A 24,659-nucleotide genomic window follows, 5' to 3' on the forward strand; every position below is an offset into this window, starting at 1 on the left:
GTACTCGTTGCGGAATCCATGATAGTAGGGAGTCAAAACTTCCTCTCCGTTTTCTATTGTCCTTATAACTTCAACTTATACCCAATAAACGTTTCCTTAGCCTCCAATATGCCCTTTACGTACTCTTTAAAGGCTAAATAATCATCCGTAGCTATTTCTTTGCGATCTACCTTAGCCACCATTTTCACTTCGAGGACTGCGTCTGAGATTTGCTTATAAGTAATATTAAAACGGTGATCCTGAAATTGAAATGATTTGTTTTGAGGAATCTCCACAAATTGACCACCTTGCGGCAGACTTATATGATATTCGGTGATGTATTCATCCGTGTTTTCATATTGTATATAATCGATTGGATATTGCCTCTCCTTTTCGTCTACAATACTGGTAGTATACGCATTGGCCAGGGTAGGTAATTTAAATATTTTAACTTCTCCTATCTTATTATCTGTTTCATTAACTGTTATATTAGAATCAAAGCTCAAGGATGCTGACTTACTTTCATTCTGAACATTCGTAATCTCATTTAAAACTAGGTCTATCCCCATTCGCTTTTTGAAATCTGATTGAATTTGCTGTTTTAAAATTTCATCACCATTTGAGGCAAATAAATCGGCATAACTGGATTTCAAGCTCCCGGAAACTTTCGTTGTGATATCATATGTTTTTTGATCTTCTGTGATCTTAATATCAGCCGCATTATAAAAAACAGTTGCTGCGCGCTTAACATCCCCGAGGTTATACAATTCACTCTCTTTACCCGCTTCCGACTTTCTGGGTATATCAAGAGCACTAGCACATATTAAAGAGTTCGGAAGGGCTTGAAACGGCAGGTTTTTGTCTGTTAACTCCAAATATTGATATGCCCCATCGAATTTAACTTTGACGATACAATGATTGAAGTTTTTATTCGGTAACACCATAGCTCTTTTACCATAATCGGAGGTAAGGATCAGCACCATTATGCTCTCGAGTTCTGCCATCTCCCCCAACGTAACAAATAAAGACGAAAAGTCTTTACAGTCTCCTAATTTGGTTTTTAAGGTTTTGGACGGGGTTTGAGGTACATATCCACTTTGTCTGAAGCTCACATGACTATAATTTAAATTAGCAGTCATATATGCATATATTCTCTCAGCTCTCTCCTTTTCTGTGAGTCCTTTATATCCGTTCGGGAAGATCTCTTTAAAGGTCTGGGAAACGACGTCATTAATTTCCATTGTAGACCTTACCAGATCCGAATACCAGTTAGCAATAACACTCCAATCTTTTACGGTGCTTAGATGCAATGTTCGATACACATCTGATGAAGGTGGCATATACGATTCTTCGCGGGGCTTACTTTCATTATTTTCAAGGGTCCATTCAATCAGTTTATAATCGCCATACTTTTTGGTATGTTCCTTCAAGCTACCGTTCACAACTTTATAACCTAACGAGATGGAATTAGGAACAAGGATTTTATATGATTGTTTTACTACCGGGTGTGAAGCATCTATTTGAAAAGTATCAATAAAATCTTTATAAAACCTACCATACTCACTGAAGATATATTCACAATCTATATACACTACGTCACCTATACCCAAACCTTCAAAGACTAAATTAGCTCCACTCCTATCGGCTGGCACTAAAGATCCGTCTTTTTTAACAATTTCTGAATTATGCACCGTAAAGCTACCGGTTAGTCCTATATTATACTCTTTAAAGGTATCGATCCCATTTTGACCCGTAATCTCATAAGCCATTCTAAATCGATACTTTCCGCCTCCTTCCTCAAACAGGTGAACTGCGACTTCATCTAATAAAATATTATACCCGTAATGATTCTCTGATATCTTATTTCTTTCTTCCGCTAAAAGCTCATATACCCCTTCACTTACCAGGTCGTTGATTGGATCACCAACTTTTTTAATGTTATTTATTTTCGTTCGTAATGCAGCGCTGCTACTATTATGGGAAAGTGATTTTTGAAACCATTTGATTGCCTCCTCCTTTTTGCCCAGTTGCAGGTAGGCATCACCAAGTTCTTCCATGGCGGTAAATGCATAGGGAAAGTTATACAGGGATCGTTCCAGATAAGGTATGGCCTCCTTATACATTTCATACTTCAACAGGCGTGCTACATAGTCTGAAATAATAGTATTATCGGTTTTAAAGTATTCGTATTTATCTTCAAACAGCTGCAGTGCTTTATCCTTTTTATTCTCCTTCTGATAATAATTAGAAAGACTGAGTAATGCACTATAGTCAAAATAATTACGATTCACTTCTTCTAAAATTCCAATGGCCCGCTCTTTATCATTAAACACCTGTTCGTACGCAGGAGCAAAGGTTACTCTTAAACTTATTCTGTCTTTGGTTATTTCAAGCAGATCATCAAGATTCTTTTTCATTGCCGATTTATCAAGTCTCTTGGCGTTTAGCATAAATTCGGCAGTCTTTGCAATGATGGGAGATTTACAGCTATTCTGAAAACGCACTAAAAAATCTTCCAATTCGTTCACATCCATCCTGGTTAACTCCCCTTGGTCTGTAAACTTGAACAGTAGTGGCAAATAATAATTCGGATCGTCTTTATCCAAATTCTCTTTGATCTTATTTACTGAAGAAGCATCGCCTTCTATCGTATAGCAGTTTATAAGTGTTTTTCTGAGGAATGAACTTCGTGGATAGGCCTCAATAAATGGCTTGATCACCCTTTTTGCATCTTCATATTTCGAAACCCTTAAGTAAGCATTTGCCAGGCAAAATGCATAGAACATATTATTGGGATCTTCAGCTAATTTGTTTTCAAAAAAAGCATGGTACTTATTTGGTAACACTTTTGCCTCGAGGGAAGATTGTGTACTTCTGTTATATTCCTTGTATGCAGGAGCAGATGTTATTCCTGAAACCGGATTTCCCGAAGTATCAGTCAAACGGGCGATAAAATAAGTTTGATCGTTACTTTCAGATAACTTTATGAGTAAGCGGTTGGTTCCTGATGGTAACTCAAAAGCTACCTGAGCATCATCCATCTCTCGCTGAACATCTTTATTATTCTCCAATAATAATACATCATTCACCCATACTTTATAACTCGATCCACTTCCCAATCGCAAGGTCACTCTTTTAGTTTCATTAGAAGTGATAAATGTCTGGGCATAACTTACGCCAGCTCCATACTCATTGTGATTAATAAAAAACTGATATGCTTCTCTTGGGTCGGTTTTAGCATCATACCAATTTATAAACCCATTGCTGTTCGCATTAAAATCTGTGGTGGTATGTGCTATGGATTCCGGAGGATACACCACCTCATGACCACTTTGATTGAGATTCTCAAAAACTCCACAATATTGCCATCCTCTAATAGCATTTACACTATTATTTGATGCGTAATAAGCCTCCCATTCATTATTATTACGATGAATGATTGCATTCAAATACTTCAATGCCTCTTTAACCGTTCCTGCCGGGAAGTTCAATTTACTCAGGGTAAGTACGGCATTGGCGTTATATTTAGAAAAGCCCTGTTCGAGATAATTGTCAAAGAAGTATGGCTGGTTCCAGAGTGCGTATAAATAATACTCCAATTCTTCCAGATCGTACTTAGCAATAGCTTTATAAAAAGTATTTTCCGGAAGTATATTTCCTTTTTCAATACTTAATAATTGCTTTTGAAGTGCCTTTTCAATATCTGATTTCCCTAAAGAATTTATATGTTTTTCGGCCTGATCTCTATTGTTTTGTAGTATGGCATCCCAGAACTTATTGGGTTTTACCTGGGCATGAAGCGATAAACTAATGAATAGGAAAAACAAAAGGTAGGAGATTGATTTTTTCATTGATGTATTATTTGGGTATTGGTCTGTTCTGATTTACCCACCTAAATAACTAAAAAAAAATCAATCTGAGGAAATATTCGACAATTTTACTTAAATAATCTCCTCAATAGCTTCTGAAAGTTCCTTCCTTACTTTCTTAAAATCTGCAAACATATCATCTGCAGCTCTATAACCAACAGGCATTACTAAGACCGATTTTAAATTCTTTGCTTGAAGCTCCAGAATTTCATCATATTTTTCTGAAACAAATCCTTCCATTGGACAAGAGTCAATGTCTTCAGCTGCACAAACGGTTAACAGATTACCCATGCTTAAATAGGCCTGTTTAATCGCCCATGTATCAATCTCCTCTTGTGTTTTACTTCCAAAGTCATCGATCAGGAAATTTCTAAAAGGCTCTAAAACATCATCCGGAGTTTCTCTTACCTGTTTAACCCTGTTAAAATACGTTTTGATATAGTTTTCATCAACATCATTATGAATGCAAAACACCAACAAATGCGAGGCATCCGCCACCTGAGGCTGGTTCCAGGAATGAGCTACCAGTTGATCTTTTAGTTTCTGGTTTTCAATAATTAATAATTTAACAGGTTGTAAACCATAGGAAGTGGCTGTTAAATTGAAAGCCTGCTTTAGTACTTCCAGTTTCTCTGCCGGTAACTTTTTATCCGAATCAAATTTTTTAACAGCATAACGCCATTGTAATTTATTTAAGATATCCATGATATAGTGTTCTATATTAAATGTTCTGCTGAAGTCTCTTTAATGTTTTCTCCCTCAAAATGACTTCTCTTTATTTAAAACAAAATAAGGGCTTCGCCGAGAATATAACTAATTTAATAAATAGGTTTTTGTTATCCGGCTATTAGAAAAACCAAAGTTTAACAGCCATTACAATCACCATTAAGATAAGAAAAAGCTTCACAAATCCATCACCTTTATTTACAGACCATCTACTGCTCAGCCATCCACCGGCGGCTTGACCAATAGCCATGAGAAGTCCGTATTTAAAGTTTAGATTATCGGTTAACCAAAATACCATGAGTGTGGCTATCGTATAGATCAACATGGTTACGGCCTTTACGACATTGGTTTTTACCAAACTCATATTATTGATAAAAGAAAGTGCTAACATCATTAGTATACCGGTACCCGCCTGAATAAAACCTCCATATATCCCTATAAAAAAGAAAGCAACAAGCGACATCCAAAAATATTTCCCGGTTAAGCGCTCCGCAATTTCATCAAGGCTTCTTTTGGGTTTAAAAACCATTAGACCAACAATAAAAATCATCACCACGGCAAGTATTCTGTTGAAGGTTTCATCTTTAACGTCAATTGCTATTTTAGCACCGATCAAAGATCCTATCAAAGCTGACACTCCGAGCCACCAACTAATTTTACTCACTTTAATTCCTTTACTCTTAAAGCCGGCTATTGCAGTGATATTTTGTGTTAATATGGCAATCCGGTTCGTTCCGTTAGCCGTAGGAGCATCTAAACCTAAAAATATAAGTATCGGAAGGGTAAGGGTCGAACCTCCACCCGAAATGGTATTTATAATCCCGACAATAAAACCTATTGCTATCAGTAAGCCTGCTTCTAATAAAGGTGACATAAATATTATTTGCTTGCAAATGTACATTATTAGTCAAAACTCTTCCTATTATAATTTTTTTTGAATTGTATAAAACTGATCCAAAGACACATACAAATTGATTTAAAAAAAGGTGTATTTTTACTTTTGAGAAATAAAAAAGGTTTTTATATTTGCAACCGCAAAGGAGAAATGGCAGAGTGGTCGAATGCGGCAGTCTTGAAAACTGTTGAGGGTCACACCTCCGGGGGTTCGAATCCCTCTTTCTCCGCAAAGAAAACCGGAACGGCAACGTTCCGGTTTTTTTATGCCCTAAAGCCAAGCGAAGCTCGCTTCAGCGAAGGCAAAAGGGCATAAAAAACAGAGGGGCTTGCCATGCAAGATCCGGTTTTCTTTGCAAGGACCCCCCACCTGGGATCATGAGGAACGTGTCAACGTTCCGAATAACCCCTTTTATATTTTAATCAAAGCTCGCTTCAGCGAAGGCAAAAGGGCATAAAAAACAGAGGGGCTTGCCATGCAAGATCCGGTTTTCTTTGCTTGCCATCGCGCCAGCTGGCCCCATCGCTAAAAAGGTCCACTAGACCTTTTTTCAACGCTCGGTCCTCCTTTAGGATCATGCCTAATCGTTGTGTTCATGTAAAAACTGTGATTGATGTTTGAAAGAATAACCAATTAAGCATAGCATCATGAGATTCGGTAATGCATGTGCAATGACATTGGGAATGATGAGTGAAGTGTGGATTCCGCAATAAATGCGGAATGACACTGGGTGCGGAATGACAATGGAAAAGCATAGGCTGGTTCCAGTTACTATATTTACGGATTAGGGTTAGCATCAAGAGGTTCCGCAATGCATGCGTCATGATATTGGGAATGATGAGTGGAGCGTGGATTCCGCAATAGATGTGGAATTACATTGGTGCGGAATGACATTGGAATAAAATGGTCTGATTCCAGTTAACATATTAATGGATTAAGCATAGCATCAAGAGATTCCGCAATGCCTGTGCAATAACATTGGGAGTGATGAGTGGAGCGAGGATTCCGTAATAAATGCGGAATGACATTGGGCGAAATGACTAAGGCTACAGAGGTTACAAAGACTCCAAGGGCTACAAACCTCCTCTCCAAGCTTGCTTATGGGTTAGGTAATAAAAAAGATATTCTTTAATTCAATACAGATAACGCTATGTCAACTGTTTTTGAGATTTTACCTTTATCAGGAGCTACCTTTCCAATTACTCTTATTCCGCTGTATAAAGTGTATAAAAAGGAGGCGATTGACTTTAAATCTTTACCACGCCCAAACTGCTGTTCTTCTTCACCTAGCTGAAGATAATTAAAAAACAGATTTTCAAGGGTGATTTTATTTTCGGATAAAATATGAAGTATTTCAGTATCACCAGGAATAAGCTCAGTGGTGGTATTGACTACAAAACATCCTTTCCGGGCGGGATCGTTCACAGCTTCATCAACAGCTATATTAAAAAGCGTTTTAAATCCCTCTTTAACATCAGGATGCACTTTAAAAAAGGCCTTCAACCCGGAAATATTCTTATTTCGATAATAAGCAAACGATTTTAAAAACAGCTCCTTTTTACCTCCATAGGTATCGTAAAGACTTGCGCGGTTAATTCCCAGGTGATTCACCAAATCCTGAATGGATGTAGCTGCATACCCCTTTTCCCAAAAGAGGTTCATGGCATTTTCCAGGACTTCCTGCTCATTAAATGTTTTAACTCTAGGCATAAAAATGGGAGTATTTAGATACTCCCACAAAGATACCATATCAGAACATACGTTCCAAAATTGGTTAAAAAAATTAGCTTAAAATTGGATTCACATTAATCCCCCCATCAATATTATACTCTCCTCCGGTAATAAATGAAGCCTCATCAGATGCCAGGAAAGCAACCAGATTAGCTACATCTTCAGGTTCACCAAAGCGTTTTAACGGTATACGATTTTGAATCGCATTAGAAAATCCGTTTAATTGTTCTGCAGACATCCCTGTTTTTTGAAAAATTGGCGTGGATACCGGACCCGGATTCACAGCATTTATACGAATTTTTCGTGCTGCCAATTCTGATGCGGCAGTCCTGGTATACGAATTTAAAGCAGCCTTGGATGCCGCATATATAGCTGTGTTTGGCATTCCGGTATAAGCATTAATCGACGAAAGATTAATTATGCTGGCTCCATCGTTAAGGATTGGAAGAAATTTTTCAATAGTAAAAACCGCCCCCTTAAAATTGATATCCATTTGATGATCAAATTGATCTTCTGTAATCTGACCTATCCCTGCTGGTTGAAAAATACCGGCATTCACAAATAAAATATCTACTTTACCATAGTTGGCCTCTACACTTATTACCAGAGCATCAATTGCGGTTAAATCGCTAACATCGGCGACGAATCCCTCAACACCCAATTCTGTGGCTGCAGCTTTTACACGCTCGGGAGACCTGCCTGTAATAATAACTTTGGCCCCCTGTTCTTTTAACTTAAGAGCGGATGCATATCCGATACCGCTATTACCTCCCGTAACAACCGCAACTTTCTCATTTAATGTACTCATAGTCTTTAATTTTTGATTATTATTTTATATTAGAACGATCATTCTGTAAACAAATATAGCGATATCAGAATGATTGTTCCAAATAAAAACAAACATTTAAATAATGAACAATGCTAATTGATTCTTTTAAAGACTGGAAAAAATCTGGGACATCTTTCTTAAATAAAGTTACCTCCATACGAATATGGTCGCAGACCACAGAAGCTTTTTACCTCTGAATCTTGACCGTTAAATTAAAGTACTCCTTCCAATTTAAACACTGCGGCATACCTATTTGGTCGATCTTCAGGCACGTTAAGTTTCAGCCCCTTATTCAATTGTTTATATGTAACAGGCTTCTGCTTGCCGATTAAACTAATGGCTGTAATCTTTCCAGGTTTTTGCTTCGATCCCAAACCTAATGACGGAATATCGATAATACCTGCCTGTGGATTTAAAACGATCATATAAAGCTTGTTTCCTTTAGTTACAAAGCGAACTTCATCAGGACCATATTCCGGACTATTCAAGGTTCTTTCATTAAAATGGGCCGCCTTTTTTTGGTCTTTTAATGCCTGTAGATCGGTCTCTGTGGTTCCGTCTTCCGTTCGTTTTAAATAAGAATTAAGGTTATCGCCATAGATCAACCAAGGCTTCGTTTCATAGATCGCTTCGCTATTAAGGTTCACCCACTCCCCAATTTCATCAAGCATCTGCTTTTGCTTTGGAGGTATGGTTCCATCCGGTAACAGTTCTACATTTAAAAGCAGGTTTCCGTTTTTACTCATGTAATCTGAAAGTAACTCTATAACGGTACGGGTATTATGTGTGTAAGCTAAACGCTCCTTATCCTCTTTATAAAACCAAGTGCGAAACGTTGTAATCCCCTGCCATGGGTATGGCAGAATTTCATGTGCACCTCCTCGTTCGATGTCTTTAACCGTCGAAGGTTCTCCAGTATACTTACCAACCACCACTGCATCTATCTTGCCATTACCCGTTTTCATCTTATGGTTAAAAAAAGTTTGACAGACTTGTTTACCATAATCACCATATGGAAATCCATAACCATCAAACCAAAGCATATCAATATCATACCTGGTAACTAATTCTTTATGGCGTCTCATCCAGTTTTCTTTAACACTCTTAATGTATTCAGGAGTACGCTGTTCTGGTGGCAATCCGTACAAATCTGCCGGATCGAGTCCTTCCCACCATGTACCTTTACCATCTTCACGGGTCATATAGCCATCGTAACGTTTACCTTTGTATACCCCTGAGGTATCCGACCCGAAAGCAGGTAACCACCACGACAAAAAGCGATCATCATGAGAGCTTACACCATATGGAATGTCATATTTTTTACATGAAACTTCAAACTCCTTGATTATATCTCGCTTAGGACCTATTTCAACTGAATTCCATGGATGATGGCTCGAATCAAAATTATCAAAATGATCATGGTGATTGGCCAATGCGACAAAATACATAGCTCCAATACTTTTAAAATACTTCACCAAATTATCTGTATCAAGATTTTTTGCCTTCCATTCATTGAGAACATCTTTATAACCTTTCTCAGAGGGATGACCATATGTTTTAAGATGGTATTCATACGCAGCCGAACCCCATTTTTCATTCCCCACATCCTGCATGTACATATGCCTGGCATACCATCCACCTCCTTCTTTAGGCTCCGTTTGTGCTCCCCAATGCACCCAAATTCCAAACCTGGCACCGGTATACCATTCAGGAAATTCATACCCCTCCCTGATGTCTTCCCATGAAACTTCTTCAGTCTGAGCGTAAGCTCCCAGACCTAGAATAAAAATGAATATACTGCAGAATCTTAATTTTTTCATTACCTCCATTTTTTAATTAAATACACCTAACCTAATAATTTTACATCACTACATTAGGCCTTATGCCCAAAAATATAAAATTAATTAACACAGATCATTACTATTCATTATCTTATTACCTATTTAATTTGAAAATCGACAAAAATGTCATCCAATTAAATTACCCTTATACATTTTTATATCCTGTTAGAAATCGTGGAGTATTTAAGTTTTTTAGTATGAAAAAAGGCATAACTCCAAATAAGGGTTATGCCTTTCAGCTAACTTAAAAACCTTCCAACGCCACGCCTACTCATCAAGCGCCTCTATCGTAAAGGTTTCCTCTAAAACTGTATCAGAGCTTCCTCCGACAAAAACTGTGAAATCGCCAGGCTCGAGAATGAAGGAACCGTCGTTTAAATAATATCCCAATTCATTTTTAGTAAGATTGAATTGTAACTGTCGTTCCTCTCCCGGAGCCAAGGACACTAATTCAAAAGCTTTCAATTCTTTAACAGGCCGCGTAACCGTAGCGAAATGATCACGTATATACACCTGAACTACCTCTTTTCCAACTACTTCACCATTATTCTTAACTGTTAAAGTTAACTGTACTCCATCTGTATGCTTATTTACTTTTAGAGTGTCATAAGTAAACTCGGTATAACTTAAACCATGTCCGAACGGATACAATGGCGTATTCTCTTCATCTATATAATGCGACCAGAACACGACTCCTTCTCCCGGTAATGTTGGCCTTCCTGTATTCTTATAATTGTAATAAAGCGGCATCTGTCCGACACTTCTTGGGAAACTTACCGGGAGTTTACCACTTGGATTATAATCTCCATAAAGTACCTGCGCAATGGCATGACCACTTTGGGTACCTAGCTGCCAGGCTTCAACTATCGCAGGTATATGTTGATCGGCCCATTCGATAGCCAGGGGTCTTCCGTTATGTAATACCAACACAACATTCTTATTTACCTTATAAACCTCCTCTAATAGTTCCTGCTGTAAACCTGGAAGTCCGAGCTCGGCCCGACTTCTTCCTTCTCCACTCTGAAATCCATCCTCTCCAAGGGCCATAACCACTACATCTGCTTCTTTAGCTACTTTTACAGCTTCATCAAAACCACTCCTGTCTCTGGAATTAACTTTGACTTCCATAGGGAATGAATTAGAACCATTTGAAAGCTTAACACCTTCGGATACCCTTACAGTATTGTCTTCATAAGAAGCCATGCCCTCGGCTAAAGAAATTGCTGTTCCGTCTTCTGCTGCAAGACGCCAACTCCCCAGCGGACTTGTCTTATCTGATACAAAAGGGCCTATTAAGGCAACTTTTTGTCCTTTTCTTTTTAGCGGCAACAGGTTGTTTTTATTCTTTAGTAATACGATTGACTTTCTGGCCATATCAAGAGCTGCATCATTGATCTCCTTACTTCCAACAATAGCATCCTCTCGTTCTTCATTTAAATATTTATAAGGATCTTCGAACAACCCTAATTCAAATTTCACCCTGAGAATTCGACGAACCGAATCGTCCAGATCCGATTCCTGTACTTTGCCTTGCTTTACCAGGTCAACAAGTTCATTGACATAGGCATACGACTCCATATCCATATCCGAACCAGCATTTGCAGCCAGCTCAGCGGCATGCTTTCTGTCTCTCGCATATCCATGAGCCTGCATTTCAATCATAGAACCCCAATCTGACACCACAAATCCATCAAAGTTCCATTGATCTTTAAGAAGTTCTCTTTGCAAAAATCGATCTGCCGTAGCCGGGATGCCATTTAATTCATTAAAAGCGTTCATAAAAGTACGAACCCCTGCTTCTTTCGCTGCTTTAAACGGAGGAAGAATGGTATTGTACAAAGTTGATGTACCCACATCAACCGTATTATAATCGCGTCCACCTTCAGCAAAGCCATAACCTGCGAAATGTTTTGCGCATGCCGCTACGGTATATGGGCTTGCCAGGTCACTTCCCTGGAATCCCTCTACTCTTGCCACCGCAATTTTACTTCCTAAATAAGGGTCTTCTCCGGCACCTTCCATTACTCTTCCCCAGCGAGCATCCCTTGAGATATCAACCATGGGAGCAAAAGTCCAGTTTATTCCCGATGCTGCGGCTTCTTTTGCTGCCATCGCAGCAGAGTTCTTAATAGCCTCCAAATCCCAACTTGCAGACTCAGCTAACGGGATCGGGCTTATGGTTCTAAAACCATGAATAACATCAAAACCTATAATTAAGGGAATCCCCAGACGGGTCTCCTCTACTGCTATTTTTTGAACCGAACGAACTTCTTCGACCCCGGTGACATTCAGCATAGAACCTACAAGACCACTTTTTAAATGATCGTATTTTTTAGCTGCATCTCCCTCCTTGGGAGCTGGCCCCGTTAAATCCCAAAAACCATTATACTGATTCATCTGACCCACCTTTTCTTCCAGCGTCATCAGTGAAAGCAGGGAATCTATTTTTCGTTCCACCTCCTGATTAAGATGGGTACTTTTACTTGCCTTTTGATCCATTCCCCCCTCTGATTTAGAGCTGCAGGATCCCGCTGTTACCAAAACAAGTAACAGTAAACTGTTCTTTAAAATGTTCATTTTATTGATAGAGTTTTACATAATCAACCACCATCTCAGCTTCATTAAAAGAAGAAGGTATTTCACCTCCTAACGTACCCCCCATGGCAATATTTAGAATTATGAACTGATTTTTATTAAAAGGCCATGAAGCCTCAGTTTTCGTAGATGGCTGATAGGTATAAAACAATTTATTATCTACATAAAAATCGATTTTCTCCTCCGTCCATTCTATAGCGTACAAATGAAATTCACCCGAAACATTATCCACCTTAACTTCACCTTTGTTATTGGTATTCCCATAACTACTCTCGGTGTGTAGTGCACAAGAAACCTGTCCTGGATAATTCCCCCTGTGTTCCATGATATCAATTTCTCCACATTGAGGCCATCCTACACTGCTAATATTTTCACCCAACATCCATAAGGCCGGCCAGGTGCCTCCACCATTAGGTAGTTTGGCTAAAATTTCAAGCTTTCCATAAGTAAAACTGAATTTCCCCTGAGTTTTAATGCGAGCCGAGGTGTAGCTTTTTCCTCCATATGTTTCTTTTTTAGCCGTAATTTTCAAAAATCCGTCTTCAACTTTTACATTGTCACTACGATCTGTATAATACTGCTGCTCTCCATTTCCCCAACCACATAAGGAAGGACAACCATCTCCAAGGTCATAGTTCCATTTTGAAGCATCCAGCCTACCACTACCACCATCAAAATCATCAGACCAAACCAATTCCGAAAATCCATTTTCATTAACATGAATGGTTACCGTCTCTTGTTGCTTAGCGGCATGGTTTGTTTCCGAATAGGCTATCACTTCTACCTTATATTCATCAAGGCCTTCTTTTTTAAATTGATATTCAAAATATCCCTCTGTATTGGTTTCAATAGTGGTATTATTATAGGTCAATTCATATTTAATCGCATTGTCTGCGCTTACGTTAAAAACTACCACTCCAGTTCCATCACCATAAGGGTGATAATCATCCTGCCCCGCTAAACTAATATCCACTTTTAGATTGGTCGGATATACAACCTCCTCCTCCGTTGGTGAACCCTGTTCTTTACTGCAGGCGATTGCCGTACCTAAAAACAACATCCATATCGTAATGTTAGATATTACCGTTCTTATTTTATTGTTTTCCATATTAAATGAGATCGTAAAGCAAAAGGGGTAACCCCTTTTGCTTTAATGATTTAAGTATATTAATCTTCAGCAATCAGTATAAAGAACCAGGCATTTCCATCATTACCTATCGTCTTCACTAACATCTCATTTTCAGAACGCGAAATGATCTGGTAATTATGAGAACCTCCAACATAGAATCCGAAGAATGCAGTTCCGGTTAAAGAAATAGTCTCTTGTCCACCGGGTGCGGATAGCGACCATGATTCGGTGTAATCCTCCAACGGATAATTCTCAAACTCATTATTGCTATTGGCCGTCTGACCTTTGTCGCCTCCAAAATCTTCTGTTAATGGCGCCGCCTGACCAAATACGGTCCCTTGTGTTAAATGTTGGAAATCACCTTCCTGGGTAAACACATATCGGTCGTCGTACATTCCTGTCACACTCTTTTCATCCGGGGATGCAGCATACCATATAGGAGAAGTTTCTTCTGCCGGTCCTACTCCAAAATGTCCGGCTGCTTCATTTTTAATTCTCCAGGTACGTGAACCATCACCATAAAGCATATCAAGAAGATCTTGTGGTGGAGCATATAGTGCTAACACCTCCACTTCTACCGCCTGACTGGTGGCAACACCACCTGTGCCAATGGCTATAACCGTTACCGTATAAACGTGCGTACCTGTTTTACTAAAATTATAAGTATACTCACCAGAGGTAGCAACCGCTTCTGAACCCTCAAAAGCGAACTTATAAGACAACGCATTATCAGCATTCACTGAAAAATTCACAACGCCACTCCCATCTCCGTAAGGATTTTCACTATCTGCCCCTACAATATCTATTTCAATATTCAGGTTTGAAGGAGAAACAATATCTCCAAATTCATAATTGTCCTCATCACAACTACTAAAGGATAGTAGTGTCAATAACAAAAGACTTGATATATATGCTATTCTTTTCATATTCTGATTATTATAAATATTATTTAACGAGCTTGTAAGTCCAGAATACACCGGTACCAGCCTCAATGGTAACAATCATGGTATTACTATCTGTCATATTCACATCATAGCTGATCGATGCAGGGACGGCTACATTTGGTAATTCCCCATCGTTATTCACTTTTGGAAGTCCTAAATACGCTCCGGTACCATTGAGAGTGATGGTTCCGTTGGTTTCATCGTACCCATAAGTATAAGTTACTGATCCATCATGAGGAGCTACCGGAGTGCCGCATTGTTCACTTGCCACGCCTTGCCATGTCTCTAACCAGGTTTCAGTTCCCTGTACATTCTTAAATGATCCGTCTGAACCAAATTCATAAGAATCATCAAAATAACAAGCTCTGTCTATAACTGTTTGGGCATCACTAGACCACCATTCTCCACTTCCGGGGCTCGGTCCTACCATCAAGGCTCCTGCCTCAGGAGCTAACTGCCAGGTTCCTGCAACCGGAGGAATATATCTGATAAGTTTAAACGTCCAGAATACGCCGGATCCTGATTCAATTCCAATAGTCATTGTATTATTATCATCAGATAAACTGACGTCATATGTAATTGATGTTGGTACAGAAACATTTGGTAATTCTCCTTCGTTATTCACCTTCGGAAGTCCGATATACGCTCCTGAACCATCAAGGGTTAATGTACCCATATTGGCATCGTACACAAAAGTAGCATCTCCTGATCCATCATGTGGTGCTACAGGAGTTCCACACTGCTCTGCAGCAACTCCCTGCCAGGTTTCCAACCAGGTCTCTTCCCCTAAAACATTTGCGAAGGAACCATCTAAAGAGAATACATAGGTATCATCGAAATAGCATGCTCTGTCAGTAACTGTTTGAGCGTCATTTGACCACCATTCACCACTACCAGGGCTCGGTCCGACCTTTAAGGCTCCGGCTTCCGGTGCTATTTGCCAGATTCCCTCTAAACCTGAAGCAGGTTCCGGAGATTTCCAGAAATAGATATTATCTATAAATACAGTTCCTGCAGCCCATGGTTCTCCCTCAAACTTCATTTGGAAAATTTCAGTAACCGTTAAGCCCTGATCAATATAGTCTGAAATCGGAATATCTATACTTGTCCATTCATTAGGTGTTAAGATACTGGTTACCGGAGCTTCCGTAACAACCCCTGAGGCATTATTAATGATTGAAGTCTTAATACTATTAACATCTTCTGCAGTCCACACATCGAGGTGTAAATACTCCATATTAGATACGTCAATTGAATTTTCCAATTGAATTCCCTGATAGCTTAAATTGACGTATTGTAACATCTGGTCTCCATTTAGTTCAAACATTGCCCAGCTACTTCCTTGTCCGCCTTGTCCCCAATCAGGGAAATAATCAGTTCCGGGAACATCTTCATAAGCAGCACTAAAAATAGAGATTACATCACCTCCGAACCTTGCAGGAGGCATTGGTGCTGAAGCTAATGGTTGTAGAATTGCAGTAACTTCAAATTCTTCAGTATACTCTGTCGTAGCAATCGCAGCACCTTTTACTACTACCCGAACGGTATAGGTACCAGGCTCCTGATAAACATAGGACGCCGTTTCTCCAATATTTGCCATAACAGGTTCATCATTTCCGGCCTCTCCAAAATAAACATCGAAAGAAACCGCAAAATCTGCATTGACCGTTACATTAACTTGTTTTGAAATCGCTTCATCATTGGTGATTGCAACTTCAAGGTTTTCTGGCGCTTTAAAAGAAACTATCAATGGTAACTCCTCTATCGTTTCCAGTCCCGTAAGACTGTATGCCATTACATTAACACTGTATTCTCCTTCGGGATATACGTGAGTAATATTTTCACCAGCCTTCAACACCTCACTAACAGTTTCACCATCTCCAAAATCAACCTTAAAAGAAGTTGCTCCATCAGCCGATGGCGTTATGGTTACGGTTCCGGTATTATCTTGAGTTACACTAAAAAGTGCTTTAACATTGGTAGGAGCTACATCCGACTTTAAGGCGTCGAGATTTCCATATTCGTCGTCATTACATGCAAAAAATAATCCTGCCGTAATGAAAAGTATTATGATGTTTTTAAATGTTTTCATCTTTTTAAATATTAACATTAGTACCCAGGATTTTGTTCCCATCTGTTACCTGCCAATTCAATTTCGATTGAAGGAATAGGAAACAACTCGTGTTTTCCAGATTGAAAGCCATCAATTTCAGACGCTGCCCTTCCTGTTCTCACTAAATCGAAAAAGTGATGTCCTTCACCTACAAGCTCTACTCTTCTTTCTTGATAAATAGCATCTGTTAGTGATGATCCTGAGTCTGTAACATCAGGTAGTTCTGCTCTGTTTCTAACCCTGTTGAGATACGCTCTGGCCTGTGAATCATCTGCTGATGGCTTTCTGTTATGAGCTTCAGCTGCCATTAACAAGACATCTGCGAAACGAATAGCTCTGTAGTTATTAGGGTTTGTAAGATTAGCATCTCCTGTATTGAGATCACCTTGACGTGAAATATATTTTCTATTAAAATACCCCGTATGCTCGAAACCGGTTGCATAGGTTGCTCCTGTTTCTGCTGCCCAAGCCTCTATATCCAATATAGCAACATCTTTTCTGATATCACCATCTTCAAAAGCATCAACAACTTCCTGAACCGGCACGTTAAAGCTAAATCCAGATTCGAAAACCGGACCCGAATAATTTCTGATTCCATTAAATCCAACTGCTACATTACCTTCGCTACATTGTAAACATCCGAAGCCAGCACCTTCTTCATCTGAATATTGTACCTCGAAAACAGACTCAATATTATTTTCATTGTCGTTTTCAAACATGGTGGTATAATCAGCCAATAAATCGTATTGACCACTGTTGATTACTTGATCTAAAACAGCAGCAGCTTCTGCGAACTTATTTTGAAAGAGATACGCTTTTCCCAGTAACGCTTGTGCAGCTCCCTTGGTGATTCGTCCGGCTTCAGTTTGTACTGCAGGTAAATTATCTGATGCATAGATTAAATCTTGCTCGATTTGTCCATATACCTCAGCTTTAGGTGTTCTGTCAATATTGAATTGCTCACCAAACTGTATTCTTTTATCTACAGCTAATGGAACATCACCAAACCATTTTACCAATTCAAAATAATAGTATGCTCTTAAGAACCGAGCCTGCCCTATAACCTCATTTTTAGTTGGAAAGTCCGTTTTATCTTGAAATTCAAGTATATAATTAGCTCTGTTTACTCCTGCATACATCCAGGACCAAATATCGCGCAATTGCTGATTAACGGGGGTATGTCTCATGTCGTCAATTTCCTGAATACCCGGAACATCCGTAGCACTCTCACCACCAGCTAATGTATTATCTGAAGCGATTTCTCCTAACATTACATTAAGGTATGTAGACTGTAAAAGATCGTAAGCAGCAATAAGTGCATCTTGATAATCCTCTTCTGAATTAAAGAAATCTTCAGAGTTCTGATCAGGAGAAGAAACATCTACAAAGTCATCACTGCACGCCACTGCTATCGTTAAGATCACAGCAGCCGCTAATAGGTATTTTATATTTTTTTTCATGGTCGTCAGTTTAAAATTTAGCATTGATTCCTATCATATATACCCTTGGTACAGGATAAAATCCTTGATCAATTCCTCCTCCTATTGGCGCTCCTGATGAAGCTGAAGGATCATATCCTTTATAATCGGTAAGTGTAAATGCATTATTTACAGCAAGGTATAAACGAAGCTTATTTAGGCCAATTCCTCTTAAATCATCAGGCGATAAAGAATATCCTAATTGTATATTCTGCATTCTTAAATAAGACCCATCCTCAACATAAAAATCTGAAAATTGAATATTCGAATTTGCCGCAGTAGTAACCCTTGGGAATTCGCTTGTAGAGCCTGTTCCGGTCCATCGGTCTAAATAATATACACTTTTATTGGTCAGCGATTGATTACGTTCATAATTACGAACAATATCATTTCCGATGGAAGCGAATAAATAAGATGTAAAATCAAACTTTTTATAGGTAAATCCTATATTAAGTCCCATAGTTACATCGGGCAGAGGATCTCCAATGTAGGTCCTGTCATCCGGATCGATTATTCCATCTCCATTTTGATCTACAAACCTCAAATCGCCGGGAGCCGCATTCGTTTGATCTGCATGAGCGTCCACTTCCGCTTGTGTCTGGAAGATGCCATCCGTCTCAAGGCCATAAAAATATCCGATTGGCTGACCTACCTCCATACGAGCTGGTGGGTCCTGACCAACTCCAAAACTACCCCCCGGAATGAACCCATTATCACTGTTTACAAATAACACTTCATTTTCTAAAGTAGTAAAGTTATAACTCATGTTAAACTTGAAATCGTCAGAAAAGGATTTGCTATAACCTATTTGAAACTCAAATCCTTTATTCTCTACAATACCTGCATTGATAATAGGGGGTGATGATCCTGGTGCTCCGGCACCTAAGACTCCGGAAACCTGTGATACCACCAGTAGGTCTTCAGTTCTTTTTTGAAAGTAATCGAAGGTCAGGTCGATGGTATTATTAAACAATTTAGCATCTAAACCTACATCAAATGTTTTTTGTCGCTCCCATTTAATCTCAGGGTTTGCCAATGCACCTGCCGCAGTTCCGAATACAAGTTCGTTATCAATAACATAGGTACCTTCTCCATTTAATAAGGATACAAATCTAAAGTCAGGTATACGGTCATTACCAATAATACCATAACTACCTCTTAACTTCATAAAATTAAGCGTACTACTTTCATTTAAGAATTCTTCTTCTGTTAACACCCATCCAACTGAAACTGAAGGGAAATAACCAAACTTGTTAGCAGGTCCGAATTTGCTTGATCCGTCGCGTCTAAGCACTCCGGAAATTAAATATTTGCCGTCGTAATCGTATTGAAGTCTTGTAAAATAGGACAGTAATCGAGTATCGAATGTATTGCCTCCATTTCGGTAATTATCTACCACATCAGAAGCATTATCTATACTTGCATTACCATAGGAATTATCCGGAATGTCATACCCCGTAAAGCTTGAAAACTCTCCGGTAGTTTTAAAAACAGACATTCCCAATAAGGCTTTAAAATTATGGATATCATTGATACTGTTTTCATAGGTCAAAAAGTTATCCCATGTATAATCTCTGTAAATATCTTTAGATTCAGTAACATTGTTTCTATCTACATTAAAAACTTTACCACTTCCATAAAATGCTACAGGAGCAAATGATTTTCCTTGCACCTCAGAATAATTAAACTGATAACGGGTTTCTATATTGAAATGCTCTAAGAAGTTATACTTAAGTCCCAAAGCACCTCCGATTTTATCGACTTGCGTATTGTTGTAGTTATTCGCAATTTGAGCCAATGGGTTAATAACCTCATTCCCCAAACCTTCCGCCAGGGTGTAATCACCATTTTCATCCCTGACACCAAGCGTTGGTGCCATATTTAAGGCATTAAACAATACTGAACCCAAAGCATTCTCCGAAAGGTTATTTTTATGCGTAAGCGCATATAAACCAGACGCATTAAAGGTGAAGTTCTTCAGAAAATCTAACGAATAATTAATTCTTCCTGTTAGTCTGTTAAAGTTGGAGGCACTTCCTCCTACGATACCGTCCTGATCTAAATACGATATTCCCGCAGAATAAGTTGATTTCTCCGTCCCTCCAGTCATAGATACATTTAAGTTCGACATTGGTGCAGTTCTAAAAACTTCATCTTGCCAATTGGTTCCTCTTCCCAGGTTGTTTACATTAGGAAAAGGTAAATCATCTCCGCCGGCAGCAAAGGCCTCATTGGCAAGCAATGCATACTCTGTGGCATTCAGAACTGGTATTTCTCTTGAAGTTTCTTGAACACCGGTATACATATCCACATCAAACTTAAGTGCTGTATTCTTACGACCGGATTTCGTACTTATTAAAATAACTCCATTTGCAGCACGCACTCCATAGATTCCGGCAGTGGCATCTTTTAATACATTAACACTTTCTATATCTGAAGGGTTAATGGTACTGAGGTCTTCTATTACAATACCATCCACTAAAATTAACGGACGACTATCTCCATTGGTAGTAATACCTCTTATACTAATGGTGGAAGCACTACCAGGTGAACCTGATTGCGAAGTAATATTCACCCCTGCCACCTGACCCTGCAAGGCTTGCTCCACTCTGACTGGATTTAGCTTTTCAATAGTTTCAGAGCCAACTACCGAAACGGCTCCTGTTATTTCTTTCTTCGTTTGCGTACCGTAACCAATTACAACTACCTCATCTAAACTCTGTAAATCTTCTTCCAGAGCAACAGACAAACTTTGCTGATTATTGATTACTACTTCTTTTGTCTTAAATCCTATATAGGAAAAAACAAGGGTTGATCCGGGGGTTATATTATCTAAGGTGAATAGTCCATCAAAATCAGTAGTTGTTCCTTTTGAGGTACCTTTTAAAATAATACTCACACCCGGCAAGGGGTCGTTTGTGTTAGCATCGTATACTGTTCCTTTAATTTGAATGTTTTGACTAAAACCCAAATAAAAACTGAGTACACAAATTGTTAAAGTTAGCTTAGTTCTCATATATTTTTAAATTGATGTTTCAAATTACATTTAGTAAAGCAACAAACCTGAAAAAAGACCTCTACAAAAATTATACATGCATAAAATAAACAGCTTATTTTATGAATTATCTAAATAAAACCCATGTATATTGCGAAATTGAAAGATTCATAGCCAATAATTTTACTTATAAAAAAATACTGATTTTCAATAAAATATCGGCTATGTTGTGGTAATGTTGAGGTGATTTTATTAAATGGTGAGTTGATCTAAATCTCTAAAATGTACTCAACAAGGCTTTTTTCTCGTGGTAGATCCATTTTTTTACGCAAACGATATCGTTTAATCTCCACACTTCTTACAGAAATATTTAAAAGTGGTGCTATTTCTTTAGATGATAAATTTAGTCTGAGGTAAGCACATAGTCTTAAATCATTCGGAGTTAACTCTCCATGCAATTCCTTAACCTTTTTGAGAAAGTCACTATCAGCGTTATTAAAGGCCTCTTTAAAGATATTCCAGTTATCTTCCTCACGGGTATTAACCTTTATTGTTTTTATTACGGATTTGACATTTTTCTCTAAATCACCATCCTTGGTAAGATCCTGTTTGATCTGGGATAAAATTTCATTCTTACTTATTAACCCCATGGCTGAAGCTGCAAGCTCCCGGTTTTTACTTTCTACATCTTGCCTTAACTTTTCATTTTTAAGCTCCATTAACTGCTGCTTGTTTTCCAGGTTTTGGATCTCTAATTGTTTTTTGTTTTCCTCAATTAACTTTTGCTCTTTCTTTTCATAATAAACCTTATAAATTCTATGTATAACGAATCCTGAAAAGATAAACACAACCAAATACACTGCAATCATAGCATTTGACAAATACCATGGCCGGTTTATTGTAAATTCGTAAGAGGCTACATTATCGATAAGGGTATTGCCTATTCGGGCTCTAACGAAAAAAGTATAGGTCCCAAAGGGAAGGTTTTCAAAGCCTATAGTCGTATTGGTTGTCCACGGACTCCAGTAATCTGCAAATCCCCCCAGTTTATATTGGTACTCTGGAATTATAAATTTTTCAAATTCAGGAACGCTGAATGATATATTAATATTGTTCTTTTTATATTCAAGTGCTGTTTCACCCTCAATAGGTAAGCTGTGCCGGGCTAGCCGTTCATCATTATAATAAACACCTTTAATACCCACCTCATAATTTTGATATGATAACTTATCTGTATTAATGATAAAATAACCATTGGTAGCTCCAAAAAGAAAATTATTCTCGGACAAATGCGTGACATTTTCAAAACCATTGATCGTATTTCGCAGGTTGAGGGGTATCGGAATTTTATTGATCACCGGATTGGTCGTTAACTTTCCGGTAGATACGTAATTAATATTGTTCGTCGTGAAAATCCACAGCTTTCCGGTTTCGTCAATAACCAGTTTTCCTGAACAATAAGTGTCGTTTTCAAATAATGTGCTTAATAAACTATCCTTACTAAATTCACCACCCTCTGTGGGAGCAGCAAACACCCCATCTTTACTGGCATAATATATATGACGATTGAATGTAGCTAAGCCCGCATTTTTACCTTTTTCAGGTACTGACAATCGCTCAACCTTATCAAACTTTTTTAAGGACTTATCCAAGGTTAGAAGAAACACCCCTTTATACTCATGACTCACTATGACTTCAGAATCGTTTCTAACTTCAAAATACCTGGACGAATAATCAAAACCTTCTATTTTATGACTAAGTTGCCAATTATTGGATTCGTTTTTTCGAAGGACATAAATTCCCTGATAATTTCCTTGTAACAGCATGTTCTCTTTTCCTGGCATTTGACTATACTTCCAGGCACCTTGAACATCCGATATCAAATCAGCCCGATCACCTTTAATTATAAACGTACCTATGTTATGCCCACAAAACAAGGTGTCGTCATACACGTATAAAGACCAGACCTGTCCCTTGGTACCTTCTATGAGCTTATAGCTGTCTGTGTTTTTTCCTTTATAGAATAAACCCTGATTTGTACCTACATATAACTTATCATTATAAGAAGTAGCCGCATAAACCGTTCCCAGCATTCCGGCACCGTCATAATGGGTTACAATAGGGGAATTAAAGTTTAAACAATCAACACCATTATCCAATCCTAACCAGAGATGATTTTTATGGTCTTCATAAAGAGAAAGTACAGTGTTATTTCCCAATCCCTTATTTTGATCGATGTGGTACTTCTTAACCCCCTCCTTGGAAAGTAAAATGATCCCATGAGAAATGGTACCCAGGGCTATTTCGCCATTGGATAGCTGAATAGCTTTATAAATACTCCAGTTCTTTATTAAATCGCCCACGGGAATGCTCCATCGCTTTAAAACATCGTTTGAAAAGATATAAAGTCCCTCAGACTCCGTAACAAGTACAAGTCCCATTTCATTAGAGAACATCCCCACAACGCGCTCCTCATTAATTTCAGGGGCATCGATCAGCAGCCTCGATTTCCCATTTTTTATTTCATAAATACCCAGTCCCGGCGATTGATAATATATATTACCTGCCACTTCGTAAGCATATATTATTCCATTCTCAGGCGTAATGATATTGAACGATTCTGTTTTAACATTATATACATATATCTGATCCAACGACTGGAAGATGATCCAATCCTCATAAGGTATTATTTTCCAAAATTGTTCATCTTCCTTCAGTTGATCCTTTACCTTACTACTCAGCGAGGTATATACCAAATTATTAAGTTCATTTTTCACCCAATACCCGAACTCCATATAGCAACCTGTATATATACGGTCATCCTTTGCTGCCACTGAACGCATTATTGTTTCGTTAGGACTGGAATAAATTTGCCAGCTTGACCCGTCAAACTCTAAAAGCCCCTCATTATTGGCTATATAAATATGTTCGTCCTCTCCCTGAGAGACACCCCAGTTCTGATTAGCGCCTTGATATTCTTCCGGAGTAAATCTTAAAATAGGGGGTTGTTCCTGACCTATAGATAGCCAGGATAGTAATAAGAATGAAAAGAATAATATTCGTGTCAAATTAGTTCGTTGTTAGTTGGATATCTAGTAAATATAGATAAGTTTTGGCACGAAACAAAAGCACCGGGATTCAGGAACCTCTAAAAAAGAAAACCTCCTTTGGTAAGAAAAATTACTTATATTTTAATTAATTTTATAGAATTGAATAGTGTTATTAATTTGGTTTTGAATTAAATAGTATAAAATATGATATTAGGAGTTTGCGAATGGCTTAGTGGGAAACTAGGGTGGAATGTATTGAATATTCGAATTGCATTTGTTGTTTTATTCTTTGTTTTTGGAACTGGTTTAGGACTTTATTTGATTTTATGGATTGTAAAGCTCTTCTCTAAATAAAAGAACTTTTCAAATTGGAAATCAGCACCAATTACAAGGTAGGTAACCATTAAATTAAACCATAATAATAGATACATTAAAGCTTCACCGAAATACGTTACACTAATTTAAGTTCAACTATCCACTTAATT

General features: G+C 38.3%; 14 protein-coding genes and 1 tRNA gene. 2 read left to right on the forward strand and 13 right to left on the reverse strand.

The genetic code is table 11. From position 1 onward, the window contains the following. Window positions 1–62: 62 nt before the first annotated feature. From P278_RS07565 to P278_RS07575, 3 genes are all read right to left on the reverse strand, one after another. A complete protein-coding gene (locus tag P278_RS07565) occupies window positions 63–3,830 on the reverse strand; it encodes a transglutaminase domain-containing protein (protein WP_038264516.1) in 3,768 nt (1,255 codons plus the stop codon). A 90-nt stretch (window positions 3,831–3,920) separates the two neighbouring features. Beyond that, a complete protein-coding gene (locus P278_RS07570; RefSeq protein ID WP_038264518.1) occupies window positions 3,921–4,553 on the reverse strand; it encodes an NAD(P)H-dependent oxidoreductase in 633 nt (210 codons plus the stop codon). Between the two features lie 142 nt (window positions 4,554–4,695). Further along, complete coding sequence (locus P278_RS07575; RefSeq protein ID WP_038264521.1) at window positions 4,696–5,448, reverse strand: sulfite exporter TauE/SafE family protein; 753 nt, start codon at window positions 5,446–5,448, stop codon at window positions 4,696–4,698. Between the two features lie 165 nt (window positions 5,449–5,613). On the opposite strand from P278_RS07575, the gene P278_RS07580 reads away from it, so the two are divergent. Further along, window positions 5,614–5,698 (forward strand) — tRNA-Ser (locus P278_RS07580). An 899-nt stretch (window positions 5,699–6,597) separates the two neighbouring features. On the opposite strand, the gene P278_RS07585 is transcribed toward P278_RS07580, so the two are convergent. The 10 genes from P278_RS07585 to P278_RS07635 form a co-directional block, all read right to left on the reverse strand. Continuing rightward, the gene (locus P278_RS07585) at window positions 6,598–7,179 is read right to left on the reverse strand and encodes a TetR/AcrR family transcriptional regulator (protein WP_038264524.1); all 582 of its coding nucleotides are present in this window, start codon (window positions 7,177–7,179) and stop codon (window positions 6,598–6,600) included. 73 nt (window positions 7,180–7,252) lie between these two features. Next, window positions 7,253–8,008 carry an SDR family NAD(P)-dependent oxidoreductase gene (locus P278_RS07590; protein WP_038264526.1) on the reverse strand — a complete coding sequence of 252 codons (756 nt, stop codon included), beginning with the start codon at window positions 8,006–8,008 and terminating at the stop codon, window positions 7,253–7,255. Between the two features lie 233 nt (window positions 8,009–8,241). Then, window positions 8,242–9,849 (reverse strand): alpha-L-fucosidase, encoded by a 1,608-nt coding sequence (locus P278_RS07595; protein WP_161808349.1) that lies wholly within the window; start codon window positions 9,847–9,849, stop codon window positions 8,242–8,244. Window positions 9,850–10,137: 288 nt separating this feature from the next. Continuing rightward, window positions 10,138–12,447, reverse strand: a complete 2,310-nt coding sequence (gene bglX / locus P278_RS07605) for a beta-glucosidase BglX (RefSeq protein ID WP_038264536.1) — start codon at window positions 12,445–12,447, stop codon at window positions 10,138–10,140. A gap of 1 nt (window position 12,448) precedes the next feature. Further along, complete coding sequence (locus P278_RS07610; RefSeq protein ID WP_051413465.1) at window positions 12,449–13,573, reverse strand: glycoside hydrolase family 16 protein; 1,125 nt, start codon at window positions 13,571–13,573, stop codon at window positions 12,449–12,451. A gap of 59 nt (window positions 13,574–13,632) precedes the next feature. Next, complete coding sequence (locus P278_RS07615; protein ID WP_038264539.1) at window positions 13,633–14,520, reverse strand: hypothetical protein; 888 nt, start codon at window positions 14,518–14,520, stop codon at window positions 13,633–13,635. Window positions 14,521–14,539: 19 nt separating this feature from the next. Next, entirely contained in the window at window positions 14,540–16,630 is a 2,091-nt protein-coding gene (locus P278_RS07620; RefSeq protein WP_051413466.1) for a PKD domain-containing protein, read from the reverse strand. Between the two features lie 17 nt (window positions 16,631–16,647). Beyond that, window positions 16,648–18,111 (reverse strand): RagB/SusD family nutrient uptake outer membrane protein, encoded by a 1,464-nt coding sequence (locus tag P278_RS07625; RefSeq protein WP_038265456.1) that lies wholly within the window; start codon window positions 18,109–18,111, stop codon window positions 16,648–16,650. Window positions 18,112–18,121: 10 nt separating this feature from the next. Next, window positions 18,122–21,145: a SusC/RagA family TonB-linked outer membrane protein gene (locus tag P278_RS07630; RefSeq protein ID WP_038264542.1), complete on the reverse strand. Its 3,024-nt coding sequence runs from the start codon at window positions 21,143–21,145 to the stop codon at window positions 18,122–18,124. A gap of 248 nt (window positions 21,146–21,393) precedes the next feature. Then, window positions 21,394–24,192 carry a helix-turn-helix and ligand-binding sensor domain-containing protein gene (locus P278_RS07635; RefSeq protein ID WP_235444261.1) on the reverse strand — a complete coding sequence of 933 codons (2,799 nt, stop codon included), beginning with the start codon at window positions 24,190–24,192 and terminating at the stop codon, window positions 21,394–21,396. A 186-nt stretch (window positions 24,193–24,378) separates the two neighbouring features. Here P278_RS07635 and P278_RS16415 point away from each other — a divergent pair, with 186 nt between their 5' ends. Then, window positions 24,379–24,528, forward strand: coding sequence for a PspC domain-containing protein (locus tag P278_RS16415; protein WP_082436108.1), 150 nt, complete (start codon window positions 24,379–24,381; stop codon window positions 24,526–24,528). Window positions 24,529–24,659 lie beyond the last annotated feature (131 nt).

Origin of the sequence: Zhouia amylolytica AD3, from assembly GCF_000511935.2 — a bacterium.
Classification (GTDB): Bacteria; Bacteroidota; Bacteroidia; order Flavobacteriales; family Flavobacteriaceae; genus Zhouia; species Zhouia amylolytica.